The sequence below is a fragment of the Mitsuaria sp. TWR114 genome (assembly GCF_007997345.1).
This window is the reverse complement of record NZ_VOSR01001059.1, coordinates 1-1,078: the sequence shown is the minus strand read 5'-3', so window position 1 is coordinate 1,078 and position 1,078 is coordinate 1. Positions and strand designations below refer to the sequence as shown.

Genomic DNA, 1,078 nt, shown 5'->3' with positions numbered 1-1,078 from the left:
CGCTGCACGACGCGCCGGGCGGCGGGCTGCTGGTGCGGGTCGCGCTGCCAATGCCCCGGGAAGAGCGCGGACCGCGCTGATCCCGGCGCCCTCGGAACTTCCGCTTGTCCTACACGCGCGCGCACTCCTCTCCGGCAGAGACGCGTGCGAAGCCTGGGTACCGTTCACGGCAACGTTTCAGAGGGATGCCATGACCACCAACCCGCCGATCACCGCCGCCGACCGTCTGCTCAGCCGCCCCTTCGAGCGCCCGCTCGACCCCTCGCTTGATCGCGCCACCCCGGCGTCTCAAGCCGCACCTCGCGCCGACGAGGTCGAGCGGCAATGCTCCGCGCGGCGCCTCAGCGACGCGGCGCTGGACGCGATTGCCGAGCTGGCCGTGCTGACCGACAACACCGACGAAGCCACCCTCGAATCGGCCTGCCGCCAGGCCATCGCGCAGGATCCCTGCCACGTCGAGTCCTTCGCCCTGCTGACCACGCTGCTGAGCCGCCAGGGCCGCCATGACGAGGCGCTCGAGCTCATCGACCAGGCGGTCGGCTGGTGTGGCGACATCGCCGCGCTGTACCACTTCGCCGGGTGCGTGCTCGAGAGCGCGGGTCGCCTGCCGCAAGCGATCGCCTCGTTCGAGCAGGCCCTGGACCTCAACCCGGCGCTGGCCGAATCGCATTACCGCCTCGGCGCGCTGTGCGAGCGGCTCGGCGAGCCACGCGCGTCGGCGGCGCACTTCCGCGTCTATCGCCGCCTGGTCGACGAGAACCGCTCGAACCAACGCCTGAGCTGAAGGCGGGGCGAGATCGGTGCTGAGTCAAGCGCGCGGAGCGGGACTAGCGCCGCAGTCAGCGCCCTGCGCGAGCAGGCCGCCCGTTAGCATCCGCGCATGACCGCTTCCGCCCCATTGCCCGCCGCGGACCCGCTGCACGTCGGCATCGTCGGCTGTTCCGCCGAAGGCGCCGCCCTCTGTTACCGCACGATCTGCGCCGAAGGCGCGGGGCTGCTCGGGCCGCACGCGCATCCCGAGCTCAGCCTGCACACGCCCTCGCTGCACCGCTATGTCGAGGCGCTGGATCGCGGTGAC

At 71.9% G+C, this 1,078-nt stretch carries 1 protein-coding gene and 1 pseudogene; both read left to right on the top strand.

Translation table 11 applies throughout. From position 1 onward, the window contains the following. Positions 1-190: 190 nt before the first annotated feature. The gene (locus FUT87_RS27365) at positions 191-784 is read left to right on the top strand and encodes a tetratricopeptide repeat protein (protein ID WP_147243013.1); all 594 of its coding nucleotides are present in this window, start codon (positions 191-193) and stop codon (positions 782-784) included. A 96-nt stretch (positions 785-880) separates the two neighbouring features. Further along, positions 881-1,078: pseudogene (locus FUT87_RS27360) on the top strand (aspartate racemase); the annotation flags it as partial.

Excerpts from the sequence above, each read along its gene's own strand:
- FUT87_RS27365 (WP_147243013.1), top strand. The coding sequence starts at position 191 with ATGACCACCAACCCGCCGATCACCGCCGCCGACCGTCTGCTCAGCCGC.